The 21,554-nt window shown below is 69.8% G+C and carries 16 protein-coding genes and 1 pseudogene; 10 read left to right on the top strand and 7 right to left on the bottom strand.

The genetic code is table 11. From position 1 onward, the window contains the following. The first annotated feature begins 31 nt into the window (after window positions 1–31). From ABT336_RS08950 to ABT336_RS08915, 8 genes are all read left to right on the top strand, one after another. Window positions 32–1,630 carry a restriction endonuclease gene (locus ABT336_RS08950; RefSeq protein WP_350895958.1) on the top strand — a complete coding sequence of 533 codons (1,599 nt, stop codon included), beginning with the start codon at window positions 32–34 and terminating at the stop codon, window positions 1,628–1,630. Window positions 1,631–1,632: 2 nt separating this feature from the next. After that, complete coding sequence (gene darT, locus ABT336_RS08945) at window positions 1,633–2,313, top strand: type II toxin-antitoxin system toxin DNA ADP-ribosyl transferase DarT (RefSeq protein ID WP_350895957.1); 681 nt, start codon at window positions 1,633–1,635, stop codon at window positions 2,311–2,313. Beyond that, window positions 2,313–3,389 carry a type II toxin-antitoxin system antitoxin DNA ADP-ribosyl glycohydrolase DarG gene (gene darG, locus ABT336_RS08940; protein WP_350895956.1) on the top strand — a complete coding sequence of 359 codons (1,077 nt, stop codon included), beginning with the start codon at window positions 2,313–2,315 and terminating at the stop codon, window positions 3,387–3,389. Before darT ends, darG begins: the two co-directional genes overlap by 1 nt. A 240-nt stretch (window positions 3,390–3,629) precedes the next feature. Next, on the top strand, window positions 3,630–6,719 hold the full coding sequence (locus tag ABT336_RS08935; RefSeq protein ID WP_350895955.1) for a DUF3427 domain-containing protein: 3,090 nt from the start codon (window positions 3,630–3,632) through the stop codon (window positions 6,717–6,719). Window positions 6,720–6,861: 142 nt separating this feature from the next. Then, window positions 6,862–8,871 (top strand): hypothetical protein, encoded by a 2,010-nt coding sequence (locus ABT336_RS08930; protein ID WP_350895954.1) that lies wholly within the window; start codon window positions 6,862–6,864, stop codon window positions 8,869–8,871. 598 nt (window positions 8,872–9,469) lie between these two features. Next, on the top strand, window positions 9,470–10,804 hold the full coding sequence (locus ABT336_RS08925) for a quaternary amine ABC transporter ATP-binding protein (RefSeq protein WP_350895953.1): 1,335 nt from the start codon (window positions 9,470–9,472) through the stop codon (window positions 10,802–10,804). Beyond that, complete coding sequence (locus ABT336_RS08920; RefSeq protein WP_350895952.1) at window positions 10,801–11,694, top strand: ABC transporter permease; 894 nt, start codon at window positions 10,801–10,803, stop codon at window positions 11,692–11,694. The genes ABT336_RS08925 and ABT336_RS08920 overlap by 4 nt, the downstream gene beginning before the upstream one ends. An 88-nt stretch (window positions 11,695–11,782) precedes the next feature. Then, window positions 11,783–12,664 carry a glycine betaine ABC transporter substrate-binding protein gene (locus tag ABT336_RS08915; RefSeq protein ID WP_350895977.1) on the top strand — a complete coding sequence of 294 codons (882 nt, stop codon included), beginning with the start codon at window positions 11,783–11,785 and terminating at the stop codon, window positions 12,662–12,664. An 85-nt stretch (window positions 12,665–12,749) separates the two neighbouring features. Here the strand turns inward: ABT336_RS08915 and yidD are convergent, their stop codons facing one another. Next, window positions 12,750–13,103, bottom strand: coding sequence for a membrane protein insertion efficiency factor YidD (yidD, locus tag ABT336_RS08910; RefSeq protein ID WP_350895951.1), 354 nt, complete (start codon window positions 13,101–13,103; stop codon window positions 12,750–12,752). 113 nt (window positions 13,104–13,216) lie between these two features. Beyond that, complete coding sequence (locus ABT336_RS08905) at window positions 13,217–14,446, bottom strand: multidrug effflux MFS transporter (RefSeq protein ID WP_350895950.1); 1,230 nt, start codon at window positions 14,444–14,446, stop codon at window positions 13,217–13,219. Between the two features lie 79 nt (window positions 14,447–14,525). Here ABT336_RS08905 and ABT336_RS08900 point away from each other — a divergent pair, with 79 nt between their 5' ends. Continuing rightward, on the top strand, window positions 14,526–14,990 hold the full coding sequence (locus tag ABT336_RS08900; protein ID WP_502891141.1) for a MarR family winged helix-turn-helix transcriptional regulator: 465 nt from the start codon (window positions 14,526–14,528) through the stop codon (window positions 14,988–14,990). Between the two features lie 10 nt (window positions 14,991–15,000). Here ABT336_RS08900 and ABT336_RS08895 read toward each other — a convergent pair whose 3' ends face one another. Next, window positions 15,001–16,137, bottom strand: coding sequence for a hypothetical protein (locus ABT336_RS08895; protein WP_350895948.1), 1,137 nt, complete (start codon window positions 16,135–16,137; stop codon window positions 15,001–15,003). A 279-nt stretch (window positions 16,138–16,416) separates the two neighbouring features. Between ABT336_RS08895 and ABT336_RS08890 the strand changes: the two genes are divergently transcribed. Further along, window positions 16,417–18,036: a gluconokinase gene (locus tag ABT336_RS08890; protein ID WP_350895947.1), complete on the top strand. Its 1,620-nt coding sequence runs from the start codon at window positions 16,417–16,419 to the stop codon at window positions 18,034–18,036. Here the strand turns inward: ABT336_RS08890 and ABT336_RS08885 are convergent. The 4 genes and pseudogenes from ABT336_RS08885 to ABT336_RS08870 form a co-directional block, all read right to left on the bottom strand. Beyond that, window positions 17,969–19,489, bottom strand: a complete 1,521-nt coding sequence (locus ABT336_RS08885; RefSeq protein WP_350895946.1) for a hypothetical protein — start codon at window positions 19,487–19,489, stop codon at window positions 17,969–17,971. The two genes, ABT336_RS08890 and ABT336_RS08885, sit on opposite strands and share 68 nt — an antisense overlap. Continuing rightward, window positions 19,486–20,589, bottom strand: a complete 1,104-nt coding sequence (locus tag ABT336_RS08880; RefSeq protein ID WP_350895945.1) for a hypothetical protein — start codon at window positions 20,587–20,589, stop codon at window positions 19,486–19,488. Before ABT336_RS08880 ends, ABT336_RS08885 begins: the two co-directional genes overlap by 4 nt. Window positions 20,590–20,647: 58 nt before the next feature. Continuing rightward, window positions 20,648–21,298: pseudogene (locus tag ABT336_RS08875) on the bottom strand (MFS transporter); the annotation flags it as partial. Continuing rightward, window positions 21,295–21,447, bottom strand: coding sequence for a hypothetical protein (locus ABT336_RS08870; RefSeq protein ID WP_350895944.1), 153 nt, complete (start codon window positions 21,445–21,447; stop codon window positions 21,295–21,297). The gene ABT336_RS08870 and the pseudogene ABT336_RS08875, both read right to left, overlap by 4 nt. Window positions 21,448–21,554 lie beyond the last annotated feature (107 nt).

Below are 21,554 nucleotides of genomic sequence, written 5' to 3'. Positions count from 1 at the left end.
CTCCGCATTCCTCCTGACACTTAGGACTACCGTGGGCATCCTCAAGGAGATGCAGCGGGCGCACGCACGCCAGGTACGCGCCCAGAAGCAGGCTCAAGCTGCCGCATACCGGCAGCATCAGCAGCTACGCCGTGAGGCCGATCGCGCGATGAAGGCCGCACAGCGGGCAAACGCCCTCGACCAGCGAGAGCGAAAAAGGCTGTACATCGAGGCGCGGATCGCCGATGTCGCCGCCGACAACTCAGGTCTCCAGTCGCATCTAGAAGAACTGGACAGCCTTCTTACCGCGACCCTTGATGTCGACGACTACATCGACCTTCAGCGACTTCGAAAGGCGGTTGAGCACCCGCAGTTCAAACCCGGAGATCTCGCCAATCCCCTACCTATGCCTGACTGGCGGCGGTTTGAACCATCGACCCCTTCCGCCCTCGGGAGAATGTTCGGTGGTCAGGCCAGGTACCAACAGCAGCTCGCCGCAGCAAAACAGGCGTTTGGGCAGGCGCAGCAGGAGCATGCCGCAGCCGAGGCCAACCGCCAGCAGCGACTATCGGCCGCACGTCGGCGCTATGAACAGCGCTGCGCCAAGGCAGACGCCGAGGCCGCTGCCCACAACGCAGAGGTCGACCGTTTCGCCGCCGCTGTCGCCGCCGCAGAACCGGCCGAGGTAGTCGAGTACTTCGGCATGGTGTTGGGCAACTCCGTGTACCCGGACGATTTTCCGCAGCACTATCGCCTGGCATACGTGCCGGAGTCCCGGCAACTGGTGGTGGAGTACCACTTGCCAACCCTGGATGTGATTCCCGCTGTTCGGGAGTACCGCTACGTCAAAGCGCGTGACGAGGTCACCACTGCTGCCCGCCCGGCCAAGGAGATCAAGGAACGGTACGCGAAGTTGGTCGCCCAGGTCACGCTGCGGACCGTTCACGAGCTGTTTGAGGCAGATCGTTCGGGACTGGTAGAGACGGTTGTATTCAACGGCGTTGTCGACACCACTGATCCTCGGACGGGCTCCTCCGTCCAGCCCTGCCTGGTGACACTTCGGACGACCCGTGAGGTCTTCACGGCCTTGAACCTGGTTCTGGTAGAGCCGCTCGCCTGTCTGCAACATCTCAACGCCTCGGTGTCGAAGCGCCCCGCCGAACTCGCACCGGTTCGTCCCGTCCTGGAGTTCGACATGGTCGACAAGCGGTTCGTCGACGAGGTCGACGTGTTGGCCGACCTTGATCAACGCCCCAACCTGCTCAAGCTCACGCCGAACGAATTCGAGAGCCTGATCCAGAATCTCTTCGCCAAGATGGGCTTGGACACGAAGCAAACCCGAGCATCCCGGGACGGCGGCGTCGACTGCGTCGCCTTCGACCCACGTCCCATCTTCGGCGGCAAGGTCGTCATCCAGGCCAAGCGTTACCGCAACACCGTCGACGTGTCAGCGGTCCGGGACCTGTTCGGCACGCTGCAGAACGAGGGCGCTTCCAAGGGCATCCTCGTGACCACGAGCGGCTACGGCCCCGCCTCGTACGAGTTCGCCTCCGGCAAACCACTGGAACTCATCGACGGTTCCAACCTGCTCTACCTGCTGGCCGAACATGCCGACGTGAAAGCCCGGATCGACCCCGGCGACCTGGACTGACCGTGTCAGCCCGTCACCCTGAGCTGGCGCAGATCATGCACTTCACACACGTCGACAACCTGCCCAGCATCCTCAGTCTCGGCCGGCTCGTTGCTGACAACACCGTTGGTGCCCGGCTGGCGACCGATGTCGGGGCCGTCGATATCAAGGCGAGCCGCCGCAGTCGCGCGGTCACCTGCTCACCTGGTGGAATGGTGGCCGACTACGTCCCGTTCTACTTCGCGCCGCTGTCTCCAATGATGTTCCGCATCGCGTGCGAGCATCGGGACAGACGGGCAGGTTGTTATCCAGACGGCGACGATCCACTGGTCTACCTGGTGAGTTCGATCGACAGAGTGTGTGCTGCCGGTCTGCCCTGGGTCGCGAGCGACGGCAACTGCGCAGCGAGGCTCACGACGTTCTCCGGGAACCTGGCGGAACTTGCCGATCTTGTCGACTGGTCACTGATGAAGGAAAAGTACTGGCGTAACGTGCCAGCGGACACGGATCGAACCCGGCGACGGATGGCCGAGTTTCTCGTGCACCGGGAGTTCCCTGTACACCTCGTCACCGGCTACGTCGTGCGAACCGCCGCGCGGGAGGCGCAGCTTCGGCAGGTCCTCGGTGCTGCTGGCATCATCGACGCGTACGTTGTTGTCAGGCCCACCTGGTACTACGGCTACACCCGGGAGGAGGTGCGTTGATGATCGTCATCAGCCATGGCAACCTGCTGACTGCTGACGCGGAAGCCCTGGTCAACACGGTCAACACCGTAGGCGTGATGGGCAAGGGCATCGCTCTCCAGTTCAAGCGCGCCCATCCCGCCAACTACACGGCCTACCGAGCGGCCTGCGCCGCAAATCAAGTCAAACTAGGCGAAATGTTTGTTTTCGACTCAGCCCGCCTCGGACCCCATCGCTATGTGATCAACTTCCCCACCAAGGGGCACTGGCGAGCGAAGTCACGGTCCGCAGACATCCAAGCTGGGCTGGCTGACCTGGTCCGAGTGGTACGCGAGCGGCACATCACATCGGTCGCCGTACCAGCACTAGGCTGCGGCAACGGCGGGCTCGACTGGGACCAGGTCCGAACGATGATCGAGCGCGCATTCGCTGAGTTGCCTGACGTCCGAGTGCTGCTGTTCCCGCCCGAGGGCGCGCCTGATCCCGCCGAGATGCCGGTCGCCACCGAAAAGCCGGCGCTGACACCTGGGCGCGCAACGCTGCTCCGAGCCATCGAGCGCTACCTGGAACGTGCCCGTGCGTTGGAGCCCCGTGACGGCGTAACCGTTTTGGAGATCCAGAAGATCGCCTACTTCCTCCAGGTGCTCGGTCAGCCACTCCGATTGACCTTCCATCGGGGACGCTACGGCCCGTACGCCGAGAACCTCAACCATGTCCTGGACCTGCTTGAGGGCCACTACCTCATCGGATTGGGCGATCGGTCTGCTCACGTCGAGGAGCTGCGACCAATCCAACTGCTCGAGGGTGCGGTGGAAGATGTCGGTTCCTGGTTCAGCCAGAACCCCGTCCCTGACGAGATTCAAGAACGGGTCTCCGCGATCGTCGACGGGTTCGAGGCACCGTACAGCCTTGAGCTGCTGGCAACGGTGCACTACGCCGCCGTAACAAACCCCCCGTCGGTAGATGTCGACGATTTGATCCAGCGGGTACAGGCTTGGAGCGATCGAAAGGCGCAACTCTTCACTCCAGCTCACGTCCGGCTTGCCCACGAGCGACTTCAGGCGACTGGCCTTCTGGCTGTTCCCACGAACGTCTGACGCTGCCGGCGCTGCCTGCCCGATGAATCATCCGGTCAAGTCGAACGGCGAGCCGGGTGGCCTCGTACGCCTCGACAGCTTCTGGCTCGGCCATCCAAGGATCGCGAAATTCGATCCAATCGGTGTGGGTGTCCTGGGTCTAGCCCGCGAACCGGGGAGCAATCGCACCGCTTCCGGCAATCCGCGTTTCGGCCGTTCGGCGGGCAGCAGGGTGGTCGTTCCGCTGGGTAGCCTCGGTCGGTGACGGATCTTGGGCAGGGCATTCATGAGCATCTGATCACCGGTCAGCTCGCCGAGCAGCTTCGGCGCGTCGATCCCGCTCTGATGCAGCTCGACCGGCTCGATCCGGCCGACGCGCCCGAAATCCTCGCCCGGCACCTCGCCGACCTGGCCCGTCGCGCCCTGAGAGCCGTACCCGGTGGGGACGACAGGGTGGCCCGGCAGGTGGAGGTGGCCAACCGGATCGCCGAGCGGATCGCCGACCTCGAACCGGCGGCCGTCGACGCAGACGACCAGGTCACCGACGCCCGGAACCTGTTGTACGCCATCGCCGCCCCACCGACCCCGCCGGCGAAGCCGCACTTCCCGGACCGCCCGAGCACTCCACTCTCGACAGGTGCGCTCCTGGTCAACGGTCGACACCAGCCCCGGATCGGGCACGAGATCAACCACGAGCTGGCCTCGGCCGAGAGTGTCGATCTGCTCTGCGCGTTCATCAAGTGGGCCGGCGTACGCACCGTCGAGCCGGCCCTCCGCGAACTGCGGGAAAGAGGTGGCCGGCTCAGGGTCATCACCACCACCTACCTGGGGGCGACCGACCAGCGGGCCCTGGACCGGCTCGCCGAACTCGGGGCCGAGATCAAGGTGTCGTACGAGACCAGGACCACCCGGCTGCACGCCAAGGCCTGGCTGTTCCGGCGGAGCAACGGCCTGACCACCGCCTACGTCGGGTCGAGCAACCTGTCCCGGGCGGCGTTGCTCGACGGGTTGGAGTGGAACGTCCGGATCTCGAACGTCGAGCAGCCGCACGTGGTGGACACCTTCGCCGCCACCTTCGAGGACTACTGGCACGATCCGGCCTTCGAAGGCTACGACGCCACCGTCGACGGGGAGCGGCTCCGGGTCGCACTGCGGGGGGAACGGGCCGACGAGGCGCCGACCGAGATCGCCAACCTGGATGTGCGGCCGTACCCGTACCAGGCGGAGATCCTGGCCGACCTGGACGCGGAGCGACAGGTCCACGGACGCCACCGGAACCTGGTGGTGATGGCGACCGGGACCGGCAAGACGATCGTGGCGGCCCTGGACTACCGGCGGCTGCATCGGGCCGGGACCGTCGACTCGGTGCTCTTCGTGGCGCACCAGGAGCAGATCCTGCGACAGAGCCGGTCGACGTTCCGGCAGGTGATGGCCGACGGGAGCTTCGGGGAGCTGCTGGTCGGCGGGGAACGACCACGGGAGGCACGGCACCTGTTCGCCTCGATCCAGTCGCTGCACCGGCGGGAGATCGACCCCGGGGCGTACGACATGGTGATCGTCGACGAGTTCCACCACGCGGAGGCCCCGACGTATGCCCGGTTGTTGGAGCGGCTGACGCCGCGCGTACTCCTGGGGTTGACGGCGACGCCGGACCGGACGGACGGTGGGGACGTCCGGCGGTGGTTCGACGGTCGGACGGCGGTGGAGCTGCACCTGTGGGACGCGTTGGAACGGCAGCTCCTGGCCCCGTTCCAGTACTTCGGGTTGCACGACGACACCGACCTGTCCCACCTGCGGTGGAGGCGCGGGCAGGGGTACGACCGGACGGAGCTGGAGAACCTCTACACCGCCGACCACGCGCGTGCCCGGATCATCCTGGAGGCGGTACGGAACACCGTCGACCCGGGGCGGATGCGGGCGCTCGGGTTCTGCGTGAGCATCGGGCACGCCGAGTTCATGGCGGACTGGTTCACCCGGCACGGCGTACCGTCGGCGGCGGTGACCTCCGGTGTGGACCGGTTGGAGCGGCCCGGGCTTTTGCGGGACTTCAGGGCCGGGAGGTTCCGGGTCCTTTTCACCGTCGACCTGTTCAACGAGGGTGTCGACCTGCCGATGGTGGACACGATCCTGATGTTGCGGCCCACCGAGAGCGCCACGATCTTCCTTCAGCAGCTCGGCCGGGGGCTGCGCCTCGACGACGACAAGCCCTGCCTGACGGTGCTCGACTTCATCGGCGGTCAGCACGCGAACTTCCGGTTCGACCTGCGGTGGCGGGCGCTGACCGGGGTGAGTCGTCGGGCCCTCCGGGACGCGGTCGACCAGGACTTCCCGTCGCTGCCGAGCGGGTGTCACATCCAGCTCGACCGGGTGGCGAAGGATGTGGTGCTCGCCAATCTGAAGTCGGCGCTGCCCACCTCCCGAGCCGGGCTGGTCGCGGAGTTGCGGCAGCTCGGGGACGTCACCCTCGGGGAGTTCCTCACCGAGACCGGCCTGGAGGTGGAGGACGTGTACCGGTCGGCGGCGCTGGGCGGGTGGACGGGGCTGCGTCGGGCCGCCGGTCTGGCGGTGCCGCCCGCCGGGCCGGACGACCGGGAGTTGGGGAGGGCCATCGGGCGGATGCTGCACCTCGACGACGTCGACCGACTCGACCTGCTGGCCCGGGTCGCCGCCGGGGAGCAGCCGAACGAGGTCGCCGCCGGGAGCCCGCCGGGTGCCGGGCGGCTCTGGGACCTCCTGCACTTCGACCTGTGGGGACCGAACGCGCCGTTGACCTCGCGGGACGAACGGGTGGCCCGGCTCCGGGCGGAACCGGCTCGGTGCGTGGAGCTGCGCCAGGTCGCCGAGGTCCTCCGGGACCGGATCCACCGGGTCACCACGCCGCTGGGGCCGCTGCGGGTGCACGCCCGGTACAGCCGGAACGAGGCGTGTGCGGCGTTCGGGATGTCGAACCCGGGGTCCCTGCGGGAGGGGGTCAAGTGGCTTCCCGACGCCCGGGCCGACCTGTTCTTCGTCACCCTGGTCAAGGCGGAACACCACTACTCCCCCACCACGATGTACGCCGATCGGGCGATCACCGAGACGCTGTTCCAGTGGGAGTCGCAGAGCACCACCTCGACCGGGTCGGTGACCGGGCAGCGGTACGTCCACCACGCCGACCGGGGGTCGACCGTGCACCTGTTCGTCAGGGATTCCCGGGTGGCGGACCGGGACCTGGGTGCGCCGCCCTACCTGTACGCGGGGCCGATGACGTACCGCTCGCACACCGGGGACCGGCCGATGCGGATCGTCTGGGAGCTGGCCCACCCGCTCCCCGCCGACCTGTACGCCGCCGCCCGTACCGTCGCGGCGTAGCTGCGGAGCAGAACCCACCGGCACGGAGCGCCTACCGGGAACGGGGCCCGACTGAACGCCGTCAGACCCTGCGCGGAAAGTGGCATCGAACCGGAGCCCGGCAGATCCGTCATGACAGCAGCCCACCACAGAAGGAGCAGTCATGGACCGAAACGACGGCCCCGGGAACCCGACCGCTCCACTCGCGGAAGGTGCCACGGCCACGGGGACCTCCCACTCCCTATTCATCGACAGTAGCGACTTCGACGAGTTCGTGGCGCAGTACGGCACCGAGGAGCCCCGGTGGTTCGGCCAGGCGCGGATGCAGTACCCCCAGAACCAACTCGCGGAAGCCCTGGAGAAGCGCAGCGAAAGAACCCGCAAGCCACCTTCGAAGACTGAGGCCGACCCCATCACCCTCCCCGACGGGACCAGCCGCAACGTCCCCACCGGACGTTTCCTCGCCAGGATGCGGCGCATGGGTCTCAAAACCGAGCCGAACGAACGCCTCAAGAAGGCGATAAAACTCTTCGGCCCAGAACCAGCCCTCAACGAAGAGAAAAGATGGACACTCCCCAAACGAGGCGAGTTCCACTCCTACACGGACGATGAATACGCGGAGGCCCTGGAGAAACGAGCACTAACGACCACAAAGCCACCCCCGCGGGGTGCAATCGATCCCATTACCCTCGGCAACGGGGAAACCTTTGGAGTTCCTACCGGAGGACACCTCACTACCTTGCGGAGCAAGGGCGTGACCACCGAACCATCCGATCGCCTCAAGAAGGCGATAGGACTCTTCGGCCCACAACCAACCCGCAACCAACAGGGAAAATGGACACTCCCCAAACAGATCGAGAAACGCTCCTACACCCAGGACGAATACGCCCTGGCCCTGGAGAACCGTGCCCGCACAACCAGATCTACACCTAGGCAGCGTGAAACCGACCCAATCACCGTCGACAACGGCGCAACCCTCGAAATCCCAACCGGGAAGTACCTGAGCAACCTGCGCAGCTCGGGCATGGCCATAGAACCCACCGACCGCCTCAAGAAGGCGATAGGACTCTTCGGCCCACAACCGACCCGCAACGAACAGGGGAAGTGGACACTTACGAGGCTCCGCTCGTCCCTTCCGCAGGACATCACCCCTCACGTCTGCGAACTCGCTGCGCACCCCGTCATGTCGACGAACCCCGGCCCAACCGGAGTAGCAGCAGCGATGAGCGGAGAGAACGACGCCAGGAACTCGCACATCAATTCACGTGAGTTTGAAGCTTTCCTGGCGGAGCACGGCACCACCACCGAACCCGACTGGTTTGCCGGGGCTCCACTGGGCTCGGCGCAGCAGGGGCAAGGCCACCTTCCCGCCGAGAGGGTCAACTCCGCAGACATCGACGGCATCTGGTCCGACGAGTTCCTGGAACCGTACGGCGCCGCAGTGCCCAACCCGCTCACCGGGGAGAACCGACGTCGCCGGATCACTGGCACGAACGATCAGTACGCAGAAGCCCTGGAGCAACGCAAGAGCACCAAACCACCCGGTAAAACCGAAACCGACACCATCACTCTCGCCGACGGAGCCACAGTCGACATCACCACCGGAGCCTACCTCACCTCCCTGAGATCCAAAGGCATCGCCACCGAACCAAGCGCCCGCCTCAAAAGGGCGATGGCCCGATACGACCTACGGCCAGAAGCCGACGAACAGGGACGATGGAGACTCCCTAAACTACAGCGGCCTTCCGACAGTGACGATCGGTACGCGGCAGCCCTGGAACAACGCAAGAGCACCAAACCACCCGGTAAAACCGAAACCGACACCATCACTCTCGCCGACGGAACCACAGTCGACATCACCACCGGGGCCTACCTCACCTCCCTGAGATCCAAAGGCATCGTCACCGAACCAAGCGCCCGCCTCAGGAGAGCAATAGGCCGCTTCGGTCCGGAACCGACGCGCGACGAACAAGGGCGATGGAGACTCCCCCCGCTCCGGGCCAGGGAAAGCACCATCCCGGACGTCAGCACGATCGCTGCCATGACCAGTGACCATCCCTCTGGTCTCACCGCCGCCGGCAGCTCAGCGAACCCCCATGCGCCCACCACCGGCGGCTGGACGTCGTCGGTCACGGCGCCATCGGCCAAGCGTCAGCGCCACGGGCGACCCTGACCCATCCGGCACCGACGGACCTGGGTCAGCGCCACGGGTGACCCCGGTCCGGTCCGGCACGGACGGCGCCCAGCCCGAGACCGTGGTTCGGTACCACCCCTGCGCCCATCTCGTCACTCGCCATGTCCCGGCAATTTTCGGCCGCATCTGCGCAGCCGGGTTTCTGCGGTCGAAACGCGGTACCCGAGGACATGGGGAGCGGAAGTGACAGTGGAAATATGACGGATGCATGACGATTCCCTATAGAGATCGTCACCTTCCATCCGCAGCGGCGGCGACGGTCCGGCAATGCCCGCCGGACCAACTCGAAACCGACACGATCCACGCGGCACGGCAGGAAAGTCGCTGGTCACAGAGGGTGCCTGACAACCCCGCAGCCACGGATCGTACGTCCCGAATCGATACCGATGCGCCATCGATTCTGTGTCGAGCGACACGTTTGACCCTGGACCGACTGGATTTACCGCGATAGCGTCGGTACCTTCACCAACCGGTCCAGATGAATCACTGAATAAACCGATGCCGATATCGCATGGACGAGACGTGAAGATGGGTGCCCTGGCGTGACTGGCCACCGGCTCCCGTCGGAGAGAGGACCGTGTCTGCGCTCGCAGTGAAGTCGCTCTACAAGGTGTTCGGTAGCCGGGCCGACGAGGCGGTCGACCGCCTGGCCGACGGGCAGCCCCGCGCCGAGGCCCTGACCGGGCTCTCGGCCACCGCCGCCGTGATCGACGCGACCTTCGAGGTTCGCCCCGGCGAGATCTTCGTGGTGATGGGCCTGTCCGGTTCCGGGAAGTCGACACTGATCCGGATGCTCAACGGCCTGGTCCGCCCCACCCGGGGCAGCGTCGAGATCGACGGGGTCGAGCTGACCACCCTCAAGCCGGCGGCCCTGCGCAAGCTGCGCCGGGAGAAGATCAGCATGGTCTTCCAGCACTTCGCGCTCATGCCGCACCGCACGGTCGCGGAGAACGCCGGGTACGCCCTGGAGGTCGCCCGGCTGCCGAAGGCCCGGCGGCGGGAGCGGGCCATGGAGGCCCTGCGGATGGTGGGCCTCGAAGAGTGGGCGGACAGCCTCCCCCACCACCTCTCCGGTGGGATGCGGCAGCGGGTGGGGTTGGCGCGGGCGCTCGCTGCCGACACCGACGTCCTGCTGATGGACGAGGCGTTCTCGGCGCTGGACCCGCTGATCCGTCGGGAGATCCAGGACCAGCTCCTGGAGCTGCAGGCCGAGCTGGGCAAGACGATCATCTTCATCACCCACGACCTCAACGAGGCGATGCGCCTCGGTGACCGGATCGCTGTGATGCGCGACGGCCGGATCGTCCAGATCGGCACCGCCGAGGAGATCCTCACCGACCCGGCCAACGGGTACGTCGCCCAGTTCGTCGCCGACGTCGACCGGACCCGGATCCTCACCGCCTCCTCGGTGATGGAGAAGGCACAGAGCGTCCTGGACGTCAGCGCCGGCCCTCGGGTCGCCACCAAGGCCCTGCGGGAGAACCAGACCTCGGTGGTCTACGTGACCGGGCCGGGCAAGAAGTTCCTCGGCACCGTCACCGAGGACGAGGTCTCCCTGGCACTGCGCGAGGGCCGCCAGACCCTCGACGGGTACGTCTCGACCGAGCAGGTCCGCAGCGTCAGCGCGGACACCGCACTGGCCGACCTCTTCGGCGACTCGGCGGCGAGCCAGCACCCGGTGGCAGTCCTCGACGACCGTGGTCGGCTGGCCGGTGTGATCCCCCGGATCACCCTCCTCACCGCCCTGGCCGCCGCCGCGCCCGAGCCGACGGCCCCGATCGACGACACGCCCTCCGTCGCGGCGACCGTCGACGAGGCGACCGTCGACGCGACCACGACCGACGGATCCGCTACCGACCCGGCGCAGGACGACGTGCAGCTCGTGGGGACCACCAAGGGAGAGCAGCAGTGAGTGTGAACCAGTCACCGCTGGACGGTTGGCTGCCCCGGATCCCGTTGGGCACCTGGACCGAGTCCGCCGTCGACTGGGCGACCAGCACCCTCGGGCCGGTCTTCGAAGGGGTGGCCACCCTGGTCGACACCCTGGTCCAGCCCCTCAACGACCTGCTCACCGGCGTACCGGCGGTGGTGATCGTCGCGGTCTTCGCCGGGCTCGGGTGGTGGCTGCGGGGATGGAAGTTCGCCCTCGGCACCGCTGTCGGTCTGGGCCTGGTGGCGGGGATGCCGTACTGGTCGGAGACCATGAGCACGCTCGCCCAGGTCCTCGTGGCCAGCACCCTGGCGTTGCTCCTGGCGATCCCGTTGGGGGTCCTGGTCGCCGAGAACCGGCGGGCCGCCGCGGTAGCCCGACCGGTGCTGGACCTGATGCAGACCATGCCGGCGTTCGTCTACCTCATCCCGGCGATCTTCTTCTTCGGCATCGGGACGGTGCCGGGGGTCCTGGCCACCCTGGTGTTCAGCATGCCGCCGGGGGTCCGGTTGACGGCGCTGGGGCTGCGTCAGGTCGACAAGGAGATCGTCCAGGCGGCCGAGTCGTTCGGCGCGCCGCCGTGGATGGTGCTCCTGCGGACCAAGCTGCCGTTGGCGTTGCCCACCATCATGACCGGGGTCAACCAGGTCATCATGCTGGCGCTGTCGATGGTGGTGATCGCCGGGATGGTCGGCGCCGGTGGCCTCGGCGACGTGATCATGTTCGCGCTCTCCCAGGTCCAGGTCGGCAGCGGTTTCGAGGGCGGGATCGCCGTCGTGACCCTCGCTGTGGTGCTCGACCGGATCACCGACTCCGTGGGTGACAGGTTCCCCTCCGCGCGGGCGCAACGCCTCGCGCGGGAGGCCCACTGACCGTCGCCCTCCCGCCGGCGTCCCTTCTTCCGCGTACGCGGCTGCGCCGGCACACCGATACAGAGGAAGGACAACTGTGTTCAGAAACATGAAGCGAGTCCTCGCCGTGGCGATGGCCGCCACCCTGGCGCTGGGTGCCGCCGCCTGCGGCAGCGACTCGGAGGCCGGTGGCTCCGGCGACGACGCCAAGAAGAAGATCACCATCGGGTACATGGCCTGGGACGAGGCGATCGCCGTGTCGTACCTGTGGCAGAACATCCTGACCGAGAAGGGCTACGAGGTCGAGCTGAAGAACCTGGAGGCCGGTCTGGTCTACGGGGGTCTCGCCAACGGTGACATCGACCTGTTCCTGGACAGCTGGCAGCCGCTGACCCACGCCTCCTACATGGAGCGGTACGGCGACAAGCTGGAGAAGCTCGGCAGCTGGTACGACGGCGCGAGCCTCAGCATCGCGGTGCCCTCCTACGTGCAGGACGTCAACTCGCTGGAGGACCTGGCCGACAAGGCGGGCACCTTCAACGGGGAGATCGTCGGGATCGAGCCGGGCGCCGGGCTGACCAAGGCCACCCAGGAGGAGGTCATCCCGCAGTACGGCCTCGACGGCAAGATGCGGCTGAAGACGTCCTCCACCCCCGCCATGCTGGCGGCGCTCGACGGGGCGATCAAGGCGGAGCGGCCGATCGTGGTGACCCTGTGGCACCCGCACTGGGCGTACGCGAAGTACGACCTGAAGGACCTCACCGACCCGAAGGGCACCCTGGGTCAGGCCGAGCAGATCCACAACCTGGGCCGGCTCGGCTTCGGCGACGACTTCCCCGAGGTCACCGCGATGCTGAACAAGTTCAAGCTGGACAGCGACCAGCTCGCCACCCTGGAAGACCTGATGTTCAACACCCACAAGGGTGACGAGGAGAAGGCCGTCGAGGAGTGGCTGAAGGCCAACCCGGACTACCTGCAGACGCTCTCCTAGAGCAGCTGCGCGGCGAAGAGGGGCCCCACCGGAATCGGTGGGGCCCCTCGGCGTCGTTCCGGCGACGCCGCCGCCAGGCGGGCGGTCAGCGGAGCGGGTCGCGGGTGCCGACGGGCACGTCGGGCGTGCAACGCCGCAACCGGTCGGCGGCCATCCGACCGCCCACTGCCAGACCGTACCGTTGCACTGCTGTGAGGCCGTACCCGCTGCACGTGGGGGTGTAGCGGCACCGGCCGGGCCAGCGGTGCGAGAGCCGGCGTCGGTAGGCGAGGATGGCCGCCCGACCCGCCCGGTCGGCCAGCGGTGCCGGGCTGATCCGGGCGGCGGCGGCACCGAGTGTCAGCAGGAACGCGAAGGGCCCGCAGTCGCACCCCTCGCAGCTCCAGGTGCTACAGCCGTCCCGTTTCCTGCTGCGTCGGGTGCCTGCGCGGTTGATCACGATGCCATGATGCGCCGACCCCGCAAGTCGGTCACCCGGCGACCCCGCGCGTCGGGCAGCCCCGCACGTCGGTCAGCCCCGCGCGTCGGGCAGCCGGGGAGCCCGCGCGTCGGTCAGCCGGCGGCCGGACGGCGGGAACGGGCCAGGGTGAGGACGACGGTGAGGGAGAGCCCGGCGGCGACGCACATGACCACAGCCATCGGTAGGGCGGTGCCCTCCCCGCCGAGCCCGACCAGGGGTGCGGCGACCGCCCCGATCACCGACTGGATCGCGCCGAGCAGGGCGGCGGCGGTCCCGGCGTGGGCGGCGTGCCGGTCCAGGGCCAGGGCGGTCCCGTTGGGCATCACCATCCCCAGCGAGCTGACGAAGAAGAAGAGCGCCACCAGGACCAGGGCGACGAGGCCGGTGAGAACCCCGGTGAGGGTGGTCAGGGCGGCGACGCTGCTGACCACGAGGGTGCCGACGAGCAGGGTACGCGGGCTGAACCGGTCGAGGAGTCGGACGTTGGCCTGTCCCATCGCGACCAGTCCGAGGGCGTTGACGCCGAAGATGACCGCGAAGACGGTCATCGACAGGCCGAATACGTCCTGCACGACGAAGGACGACCCGGAGATGTAGGCGAAGAGGCTGGCGAAGGCGAGTCCCTGGGTGAGGGCGTACCCGATGTAGACCCGGTCGGTGAGCAGGGATCCGACGGTGCGGCCGAGGGCGGTCAGGCCGCCGGTGTTGCGCCGGGTGGCGGGGAGGGTCTCCGGCAGCCACCGGGCGACGGCGAGGGTGAGCAGCGCGCCGATCACGGCGAGGGTGACGAAGATGGCACGCCAGGAGCCGACCTTCAGCACCAGGCTGCCGATGGCGGGGGCGGCCACCGGGGCGACCCCGAAGACCAGGATGAGCCGGGAGAAGTACTTGGCGGCGTCCCGCCCGCTGTAGAGGTCGCGGACGACGGCTCGGGCGACGACGACACCGATCCCACCGGCGAAGCCCTGCCCGAACCGGAGGGCGGCGAGCGCGCCGGCGGAGGGGGCGAAGGCGCAGACCAGGGAGAGCAGGGCGTACCCGGCGAGGCCGACGAGGGCGGGGGTGCGTCGGCCCCACCGGTCGCTGAGGGGGCCGGTGACGAGTTGACCGGCGGCCATCCCGACCATGCAGGTGGTCAGGGAGATCTGGATCTGTGCGGCCCCGGCTTCGAGGTCGCGGGTCATCTCCGGGAAGGCCGGGAGGTACATGTCCAGGGAGAGGGGGCCGACGGCGGTCATCAGGCCGAGCAGGACGACGAGGGCGGCGCCGGACCGACCGGTGGGTGGGGTGACCCGTGGGGCGGCTGGCGCGATGGTGGACATGCTGGTCCCTCCGGGTACGGTGCTGGTCCCGGACACGATAGCTCTGTGGTCAGAGTTGTTGCGATGTGAGATGAGTGACGTGACGACTGACGACGAGACCGTGGAACAGCTCGGCAGCGCCCTCGGCGACCTGCAACGGGTGCTGCGTCGGGCCGCCACCCAACGCTCCGGCAACATCGCGCTGCCCGACGCCCAGGTGGAGGTGCTCCGCCTGGTCCAGCGGCGGCCCGGAATCGGGGTGAAGGAGGTGGCCGAGGGGTTGGGGATCGCCCCGAACACCGTCAGCACCCTGATCGGGGAGTTGACCGCCGCCGGACTCCTGCGCCGGGACCGGGATCCGGCCGACCGTCGGCTCGCCCGGCTGACCCTCACCGAACAGGCCGTCGGGCGGATGGCGGCGTACCGACGGCACCGCAGTGACCTGCTCGCCGCCGGGCTGGCGGGGTTGCCCGAGCCGGATCGGCGGGAACTCCTCGCCGCCGCGCCGGCCCTGCGCCGCCTGGCCGACCTGGTGCTGGCGCACCGACCCGGCCCACCGGCCTGACCCGTCGACCTCAGAGTCGGACGGTGCGGCGGACCCCCTGGTGGTGGGCGCAGGCGTCGGGCCGACCACCGTCGAGGGTGACAGCGCCGTCTCGGCACTGCACCAGGTAGCCCTTCCCCTCCCAGAAGTCCTGACCGCAGGTGAACCACGAGCACAGCAGCTCGTCGGGTTCCTCGATCCGTTCCCCCTGGCCGCAGTAGTCGTACCCGAAGGGGTTGCGGGGTGCGCCGCAGAAGCGGTCCCGCGGCGACGGGCTCGACCCGGTGATCCGGCGGGGCTTGGGCGAGCGGGGTCGGGCGGACGCCGCCGCCGGCCCCGCCGGGGCGACGGCGGCCACCTCGGCCTCCGGGGTGGCCGCGACAGCGACCTGGTCACCGCCGGTCCCCGGTGGGTCGGAGCCGATCAGGACGGCGGGGACCAGCATCGCACCGGCGGCGGCCACCGCGACGGTACGTCGCCCACCCGGAACCCGGGCGGTGAACCGGGCCTGGGCGGGGGTGGCGATCTCCGGCCGGAACGGCCGAACCTGGGCGTGCTCGGCGATCAGATCGTCGAGCTGGGCGAGGACCGTCGGACGCTGCTCGATCGCCTCGGCGAAGGCCAGGGTGAGGGTGAACCGGAACTCGGTGGCGGTGGCCGACGGCAGGAGCAGCCCGGAGGCGCGTCGCCGGTCGAGCACCTGGAGGAGGGTGACCGAGGCGACCGGGTCGTGAGCCAGTCCGGTCATCCGCCCGTACGCCCAGTCGCGCCGCCCCCGGCCGCCGAGCAGGACCAGTCGGCGGCTGGTGATCACGGCAAGCCCGGTGTCGAGCACCCGGGTCCCCTCCCGGCGGCGCGGACGCAGGGCGGCCCCGGCGACCGGAACCGTCAACTCGGGGGCGGGGAGGACGACGGCGTGCCGCATCTCGACCAGCCGCGCGGCGGGCCCGGCCCAGTGCACGATCTCGTCACTCTCCACAGCCAGGGGGAGACCGGCCCGGCCGGGGACCCCGGCACCGAACCCGGCCGCCGCGACCCGCATCCGTCGCAGCTCCTCGTCGCGCCGCCGCCACTCCTGCTCGGCTGCCCGGTACGCCCGACGCAGCCGCTCGTTCTGCCGGTACGCCCACTGGTAACGCCAGGTACCCGTCGAATCAGACATCGCCACGCCGACTCCTTAGCCGCGCAACCCGGGGTGTCAGCCTGATCAACGAGGCGACTCGCCCGGAGCTACCGGGCATGGACCCTTCAATTGGACACATAGTCGACAAAGCTGACTCTTCGGGGGATGGTCCGCGAGACCGGAGTGTCCGCCAGACCGGGGGCCGCGACACCGGCAACCCGCCCGACCTGCCCACATGGTGCAGGCGGCGACGAATCGGTAACGTCACCCCACGACCGGCGCTGACCGACGCACCGGCACCGACGTCGAGAGTGGGAGTACGTGGTGGACCCCGGAAACGCCCGGCAGCTGGGGACCGGGGACCACCGGCCGGTGGTGGTCGGCGTCGACATCGGCACCACCAGCACCAAGGCCGTCGCCTACGACACCCGGGGGCGCCCCCTCGGCACGCACTCGGTGGGATACCCGCTCGACGCCCCGTTCCCCGGCCGGGCCGAACAGGACCCCGACCTGATCCACGCCGCAGTGCTGGAGACCGTCCGGACCGTGGTGTCCGGGTTGGACCGCCCCGTCGCCGGCCTGTCGTTCAGCTCGGCGCTGCACAGCCTGATCGGGCTCGACGCCGACGGCGAACCGCTCACCCCGGTGGTCACCTGGGCCGACTCCCGGGCCGGACGGCAGGCCGAACGGCTGCGGGCCGCGGTGACCGGGCTGGCCCTGCACCAACGGACCGGCACCCCGCTCCACCCGATGGCACCACTGCCGAAACTCGTCTGGTACGCCGAACAGAACCCGGACCTGCACGCCCGGGTCGCCCACTGGGTGGGCATCAAGGACCTGATCCTGCTCCGCCTCTGCGGCGACCTGGTCACCGACCACTCGTTGGCCTCCGCCACCGGTCTGCTCGACATCCACCGCCTGGCCTGGGACTCCCAGGCCCTGGACATCGCCGGGATCACCGGCGGACACCTGCCCCGGCTGGTTCCCACCACCACAGTGCTGCCCGGTCTCACCCCGGAGGCGGCCCGGGCCACCGGCCTGCCCGTCGACACCCCGGTGGTGGTCGGAGCCGGGGACGGCCCCCTGGCCAACCTGGGCCTCGGGGCGGTCCGGCCCGGCGTCCTCGCCTGTTCCATCGGCACCAGCGGGGCGCTCCGGGTGATGGTCGAACGGCCCGCCGTCGACCCGCTCGGCGGGGTGTTCTGTTACGCCCTGACCGAGGACCGGTGGGTCGTCGGGGGTGCCGTCAACAACGGCGGGATCGTCCTCGGGTGGGCCGGGGACGCCCTCGCCCCCGAGCTGACCGGCACCGCCAACGGGGACCCCGACGGCCACCCCACCACCAACGGCCGCCCCACCGAGGAGGAACTGCTCGCGCTGGCCGCCCGCGCCCCGGTCGGATCCGGCGGACTGGTCATGCTGCCGTACCTGCTCAGCGAGCGGGCCCCGCACTGGAGTTCGCTGCCGCGCGGGGCGTACGTCGGACTGACCCACGGCCACCGGCGGGAACATCTGGTCCGGGCCGCCCTGGAAGGGGTGTGCCAGCAGCTCGCCCTGGTGCTGCGCTCGGTCCAGGCCGCCGGGAACGAGATCCGCGAGGTTCGGGCCAGCGGCGGGTTCGCCCGCAGTCCCCTGTGGCGGCAGATGCTCGCCGACGTGCTCGGGATGCCGATCCGGTTCCCCGCCGGACACGAGGGCTCCGGCTTCGGCGCGGCCCTGCTCGGCATGCAGGCCCTGAACCTGATCGAGTCGATCGACGTGGCCGCCGACCTGGTCGAGATCGCCGAGACGGTCCACCCGGTCCCGGCCGCCGCAGCCACCTACGCGTCCCTGCTCCCCCTGCACGAGGAGCTGTACGACGCGCTGCTGCCCACCTTCACCGCGTTGCGCCGACTCGCCCCGGACCTTCCACCGGAACCCCAGCCGTCGGAGCCGCCGATGTGACAGGCGGACCGCCGTGGGTCCACGGGGTCTCCTCCGGTGCGGGGAACGCCGCAGCGGGCAGGAAGGTGTCGGTCAGGGTGGTGTAGCAGAGCCGTTCCCCCACCTCGGGCACCGTCCCCGGCGCGGCCGTCCGGCCCCGCCCCATCCCACCGGAGAGTTCCAGCACCACCTCGGTCCCGGAGTCGGTCCGGGTCAGGTAGACCGCCCGGGCCTTCTGCCCCGGGCGGGTCGGGGAGTAGAGGACGGCCCCCACCGGCACCGCCACGGACTCCTCGGTGACCACCTGGATCCGGGGGCGCAGCACCGGCCGCTTGCCGGTGTCGTCGATCCGGTGCGGGTCGGCGAGGGTCACCTCCCCGACGAACGCCTCCCCGGTCAGCCGGTACTCGGCCATCACCAGCGGGTCGTCGTAGGCGCGCTGGACGGCGTACGACGTCAGGGCCCGTTCCAGGCGGTGCAGGCGGGCGGCGGCGGCCACCGCACCGTCCCGGCTGGGCTGCGGCCCACCCCCGGCGTCGACGTGCTCGCAGTAGCCGGTGAAGGAGTCCCGGTCCCCGGTGAACCGGGCTGCCACCCGCGCCCCGGCGGGCAGGGTGCGCAGCAGCGACAGCCCCCGCCACACCAGGTCCCAGGTCGGCGCGAGCTGACCGCGGAGCAGCCCGGTGAGGTGCGCGTACGCCGCCGCCCGGGCCCGGGGGTCGTCCACGGCGGCGTCGTACGCGGCCATGGCCGGGGCTAGGACCCTGTTGTCGAACTCCGGGTCGGTGGTCGGTCCCGCCGGGGGGCACCGGTCCGGGTCCTCGGCGAGGGCCGCCGCAGTGGGTCCGTCCTGACCGGGCGGCGGGTCGATCCAGCCGAGCAGGGCGGGCAGGTGCAGATCCTCCATCACCGACTGTCCGGTGGCCCAGTGCAGACTCAGCGCCTCGGTCAACGCCACCGTGGTGGCGGAACCGGGATGCTCGGCGCGCTCCGCGAAGAACGTCAGCCACTGCCCGAGCAGCGGCACCGACGGGGGCACCGGATGGTCGCCGTCGACCCGCCGGAACCGGATCGCCCGGCCCAGCAGCCGCAGGAACGTCACCCCCGCCGGGTTGGGGACCACCACCTGCGGGGCGTCGACGTACCGGTGCCGGACGTCGCGACCCCGGTCCACCGGGACGGCCTCGGTCGCGCCCCGGTACTCGTCGAGGTAGGGCAGCACGATCTCGGCCAGCTCGGACACGAACCGGAGGCGCTGGTCGCGGTTACGGGGCTGGGCGACTGTCAACAGCCGCGCCTCGTCGGGTGCGGCGCCGACCAGGGCGGCGAGCGGGGCGTTCGCCTCACCGGCCATCGTCAACGGCACCACCACCAGGGGACGCTCGGCCAGGTGCAGGTGCCGTACGGTCGCCACCGGCTGGGCCCGCCCGGCGGCGAGGGCCTGCGCTCGGGCGAGCGCCCGCAGCGTACTCATGCGGGGCCGGCGGCGAGGGCGTCGGCGCGCAACCGGGCGGCGGACCGCAGCAGCGCGGCGGCCTCGGCCTGCTCCGGTCCCCCGGTCTGCTCCCCGGCGGCCAGGGCGAGGACCTCCCCGACGGTGGCCACCCCGCCGAGCGCCTCCCGGACCGGGCGGCCGAGCGCACCGGTCTGCCCCCGGGTCTCGTCCCGACAGAAGTACGCCAGCTCGCAACTGGCCAGGCACTCGGGGGCGTACCGGGCGTCGACCCGGCGCAGGGCGGCGGTGACCACCGTCGGGTCGGCCTCCGGGTCTGCGGTGAAGTCGACAGGCACCCCGGCCAGCACCGTGTCGATCCGGTCCATCCGGTCCAACTGCCGACGCAGCACCAGCAGCTGCTTGCGGACGTCGACCAGGCTGGCGACCGGTTGGTTGCCGAAGTCACGCGGGCAGACCAGGACCACGTCGGTGCTGACCAGTTCGGCGTCGTGCCCGGCGGCGGTCAGCAGGTCCCGCAGGGCCAGCACGTAGACGGCGGACTGGATGGCGGCGGCGGCCACCTTCCCCGGGTCGGCCTGCCCGTCGACCACCGGGAACGACTTGATCTCGACGACGTGCCAGCGTCCGGCGAGGCGCGCGGCGACCAGGTCGGGTTCCAGGTGGACCCGCTGCCCGGCCACCACCAGCCCGAGCAGCGGATGGTCGAACAGCGCGGCGGTGTCCGTCTGGGGACGGGCCGCCGCGAGGAGACTGTCGGCGGAGCGTTCGTGCCTGTCGGTCCGGCGGTCCGCGTCGTCGCCCAGGTCGGTCCAGGTGGCCCGGTCCGGGACGGGCACCCCCAGCCGCTCGGCGACCAGCCGCAGCAGCACCGTCCCGCCGTCGGCCTTGAGCTGCGCCTCGAAGGCGTTGCCCCGGGTGATGGCGAACCGGCTCTGCCCGAACCGGGCGGGGAAACCGACCCGCTGGGCCAGTACGGTCTTGTCCACCCCGGCGCCGTCCAGGACGGCCCGGCGGGTGCAACCGGGGTTGCCGGTCAGCGCGGCGATCGTACGGGCGTTGTGCCGCCGGGGTGGAACCCCACCCCGGATCTCGGCAAGTCGCTGCTCGGTGCTCCGCATGATCCGCCACGATAGCCGTCGCTGCCCCACCCGGCCCGGAACGGTGCGGCGACGACAGTCAGATTCCGGCGGACACCGGCGGCTTCGGCGCGGGGTGGGACGGTTCCCGGTGGCGGACCAGGGCGGCGACGACGACTGCGGCGACCACGGTCACCCCGGCCATCGTCCAGAGGACCGCCCGGAGGCCACCGGTGAACCCGGGGTCGGTGAGCCGACCGCCGGTGGTGCCGGCCAGGACCGAGCCGACCACCGCGATGCCTATCGTCTCGGAGACCATCCGGGCGGTGGTGACCAGGCCGGAACCGGTGGCCGCCCGGGTCGGTCCGACGCTGCCGACCCCCAGCCGGTCGAGCAACCCCATCGACAGGCCGATCCCCACCCCCATGGTGAGCAGCGGCAGGGCCAGTCCGAGGGTGGTGCTGTCCGGCCCGATCACGGTGGCCCCGGCCGCCCCGACGCAGACCGCCAACACGGCGGCGACGATCACCGCCCGGTCGGGGAACCACCGCAGGACCACCGCCCCTGCCAACGGCAGGACCAGGGCCGGGGCGGTGATCAGGAAGGTCGTCGCCCCCGCCGCGCCCGGTGCCATCCCGACCACCCCGGTCAGGTACGACGGGAGGTAGACCACCATCGGCACCACGACGACCGCGACGGCGGCTGCCGCGGTCAGGATGCCCACGAACCTGGGCTGGGCCAGCAGGGTCAGGCGGTCGCCACCCACTGCACCGAGGCGAGGTCGGCGGAGAGGTCGGGGCCGATCTCCGGCAGGGCGACCGAGACACCGGTCACCGACATCGGCAGGAGGACGGCGGACACCAGGACGACGACCAGCACCACTGCCGGTTGGATGCGCAACACGACTCCTCGTGACCTATGTGGATCGAACCCACCCTACGGTCGTGAGGTCGCCCGGGGAAGGCGGCTACCGCTCCGGGGAGCGGTTCCAGGGGGAACGCGGCAGC

Source organism: Micromonospora sp. NPDC000207, assembly GCF_040300925.1.
GTDB lineage: Bacteria > Actinomycetota > Actinomycetes > Mycobacteriales > Micromonosporaceae > Micromonospora.
The sequence above is the reverse complement of the archived record's forward strand: the minus strand, read 5'-3'. Positions and strand labels throughout refer to the sequence as shown.